This is a genomic window from Acinetobacter sp. YH01010 (genome assembly GCF_013420775.1).
GTDB lineage: Bacteria > Pseudomonadota > Gammaproteobacteria > Pseudomonadales > Moraxellaceae > Acinetobacter > Acinetobacter amyesii.
In genome coordinates this window covers 1-3051 of the sequence record NZ_VOYF01000053.1, presented here as the reverse complement: position 1 = coordinate 3051, position 3051 = coordinate 1, and the positions used below count along the sequence as shown (strand labels likewise).

Below are 3051 nucleotides of genomic sequence, written 5' to 3'. Positions count from 1 at the left end.
TTCAAACAAATTCAGGCTGGGTTTATACTGCATTTATTATTGATGTGTTCTCACGAGCAATTGTTGGATGGAAAGTATCGACACGGATGAATACAGATATGGTGCTCGATGCATTGGAGCAAGCATTGCATGATCGAGGCATGCCAAAGAATGTGATTCATCATTCCGACAGAGGTGTGCAATATCTTTCCATTCGCTATACCAATCGTTTAGAAGCAGCAAATTTACGAGCATCAGTCGGTACGACTGGTGATTCATACGATAATGCTTTGGCTGAAACGGTGAATGGCTTATACAAAACAGAGGTGATTGAATATCTAAAAGCAGATTGGCAAGGTTTAGCGGATGTACAACTTGCGACACTAAATTGGGTAGATTGGTTCAATAAAGAGCGTGTACATAGTGCACTAGGTTATGTATCACCTTTTGATTTTGAAGCAATGTACTATGATAAGATTAACCCGTTAGGTCAGGTGGCCTAACTTAAATAAAAAACTCTCCGACAAACCCGGTACGGTTCAGTTGATTGAATTATAGGGGCTATCAATGCGAGTTGGAAAATCAAAAAAAGAAGCTTTGGCTTCTTTTTTTTTTGATCATCTATAAGTGCTTATACAACTGAGAAAATATAAAACACTTGAGAATTTTCTTAAGTCATACATTGTGACTTAAGAATTTGATAAAGAACATTGTATGAAATAAAAAAGAGAAAATCATAAATATTTGAAAAATAATAATAAATAAAATTGGCATGCAAGTTGCAATAATCTTATGGAGAATATGAGGATTTTGGTATGCAGCAACTCAATGTAGAACAGCCTCCTTGCTTTATTCATGTTACAGGGACTCAGCGTGACAAATATATCGAATTTGAATTTTCGATAGGTGATCCAGAGTTAGCTGTAGAAATGATTATGCCAGTCAAGGCTTTTGAAGAATTCTGCGCACACCATCAAGTACAGCACCTAAGTACGGATGATTTTGCAAAGATTGAATATGACCGCATGAAGTGGCGATTTGGACAGGCCGGTATTAGAGAATAAAAACTCTAGTCTTTATTAAAAAATCAGGAAGATTTATATGCAAATTGATATTAAAACATCTTCAGTTAAGCCTTTAAGAAATACTTATGCTTATATTGAAAAAAGATTTGGTGATAAACCAGCTTCACGTTATCAAGAAGCGACCTACGATATTCAGGAAGAAATTAATTTTCATTACAAACCTTTATGGCAGCCTGAATTTGATCTTTACGATAAGGGCCGTACTGTAATCCAAATGAAAGATTGGTACGTGCTTAAAGATCCTCGTCAATTTTATTATGGGGCTTATACCCAAACTCGAGCTAAACAACAAGAGATTTTAGAAAGTAATTTTACGCTTGTTGAAAAACACGATTTATTAAGAAATATTTCTGAAGAAATTCTAAACAAAGTAACGAAATTACTACTCCCACTTTATTGTAAACAAGACATTTTTATCTTTTATATTCAATGGCTTATTTTCCTGCTAATTGGTAATACCATGAAAAATACCATGCTCAGAAAAGGCTTAACAATATTTTGAAAAATTGCCTACTGAGCGCTGCCGCACAGCTCCATAGGCCGCTTTCCTGGCTTTGCTTCCAGATGTATGCTCTTCTGCTCCTGCAGCTAATGGATCACCGCAAACAGGTTACTCGCCTGGGGATTCCCTTTCGACCCGAGCATCCGTATGAGACTCATGCTCGATTATTATTATTATACTCTGTACACGACAAATTTCACAGAACCCTTATCCTATCAGGATTCTGCTTTCTTAAAATTGCCAAAATTTCCTTAAACTCTTCTTTTTTCCCAAAACCAATTAAACGCTGAATCGCCATTTGAACATAGTCTAAACCATAGCGAAATAAACTCATTGAGAGTCGTCCATGCTTCTTTATTTTTATCGCTTTTTTTTGATTATGTTGCCATTCACCCGTTAAGTAACACCAACAGAAGCTTATAGCTAACACCGCAATCAATTTTTTCACTCGTCTAGGGTCTGTCAAGCGCGTATTTTCAAGATTAAACCCGCGTCCTTTGAGACAACTGAATAAGGTTTCAATTTCCCAGCGTAATGCATAATCCTGAATAGCATTGGCATTAAACTGAGGAGAAACGACGAGTAAAAGCTCTCCATTTTCTAACTGTAGTGCACTTATATATAGTTTCACCCGACCAACCAAAATCCGTCGTTTACGACATTCAATTTGACCAACTTTAAGATGGCGAAATAAATCACTAATTTTATGATTCTTTCCTAAATGATTGGTGACAATGAAGTTTTTTTAACACGAATGCAGAAGTTGATGTCTTGTTCAATTAACCATGTAAACCACTGCTCACCGATAAACTCTCTGTCTGCGAACACATTCACAATACGGTCTTTACCAAAAATGGCTATAAAGCGTTGAATCAAAGCAATACGCTCTTTCGTATCTGAATTTCCACGTTTATTAAGCAATGTCCAAAGGATAGGTATCGCTATTCCACGATAAACGATTGCGAGCATCAGGATATTAATATTTCGTTTTCCCCATTTCCAATTGGTTCTATCTAAAGTCAGTTGCACTTGGTCGAATGAAAACATATTGAAAATCAACTGAGAAATTTGACGATAATCAAAATACTGACCTGCAAAGAAGCGCTGCATACGTCGATAAAATGATTGTGGTAAACACTTGATGGGCAAGGCTTTAGATGCAGAAGAAAGATTACATGTTTGCTTTAAAATAATCACAAGCATGATGAGCGCAAAGCACTTTAAATGTGACTTGTTCCATTTTAGAGATTTGTTTAAGATAAGATATAACTCATTGAGATGTGTCATAGTATTCGTCGTTAGAAAACAATTATTGTGACATTATTTCAATGAGTTATCTATTTTTGTCGTGTACAGAGATTATTATAGAAGCCCCCATGAATAAATCGCTCATCATTTTCGGCATCGTCAACATAACCTCGGACAGTTTCTCCGATGGAGGCCGGTATCTGGCGCCAGACGCAGCCATTGCGCAGGCGCGTAAGC

The 3051-nt window shown here is 36.6% G+C and carries 4 protein-coding genes and 1 pseudogene; 4 read left to right on the top strand and 1 reads right to left on the bottom strand.

From position 1 onward, the window contains the following. The 3 genes from FTT77_RS17060 to FTT77_RS17050 form a co-directional block, all read left to right on the top strand. On the top strand, positions 1–482 hold a 482-nt coding region (locus FTT77_RS17060), incomplete at its 5' end, for an IS3 family transposase (RefSeq protein ID WP_180025073.1). A gap of 312 nt (positions 483–794) precedes the next feature. Next, positions 795–1043: a phenol hydroxylase subunit gene (locus FTT77_RS17055; protein ID WP_006581702.1), complete on the top strand. Its 249-nt coding sequence runs from the start codon at positions 795–797 to the stop codon at positions 1041–1043. A 37-nt stretch (positions 1044–1080) separates the two neighbouring features. Next, positions 1081–1566 carry a hypothetical protein gene (locus FTT77_RS17050; protein WP_006581703.1) on the top strand — a complete coding sequence of 162 codons (486 nt, stop codon included), beginning with the start codon at positions 1081–1083 and terminating at the stop codon, positions 1564–1566. 196 nt (positions 1567–1762) lie between these two features. On the opposite strand, the gene FTT77_RS17045 is transcribed toward FTT77_RS17050, so the two are convergent. Further along, a protein-coding gene (locus tag FTT77_RS17045) for an IS4-like element ISAba1 family transposase (RefSeq protein ID WP_085940648.1) occupies positions 1763–2853 on the bottom strand; the annotation gives its coding sequence in 2 pieces (ribosomal slippage) (positions 1763–2313 and positions 2313–2853; 1092 coding nt in all). A gap of 89 nt (positions 2854–2942) precedes the next feature. On the opposite strand from FTT77_RS17045, the pseudogene FTT77_RS17040 reads away from it, so the two are divergent. Further along, positions 2943–3051: pseudogene (locus tag FTT77_RS17040) on the top strand (dihydropteroate synthase); the annotation flags it as partial.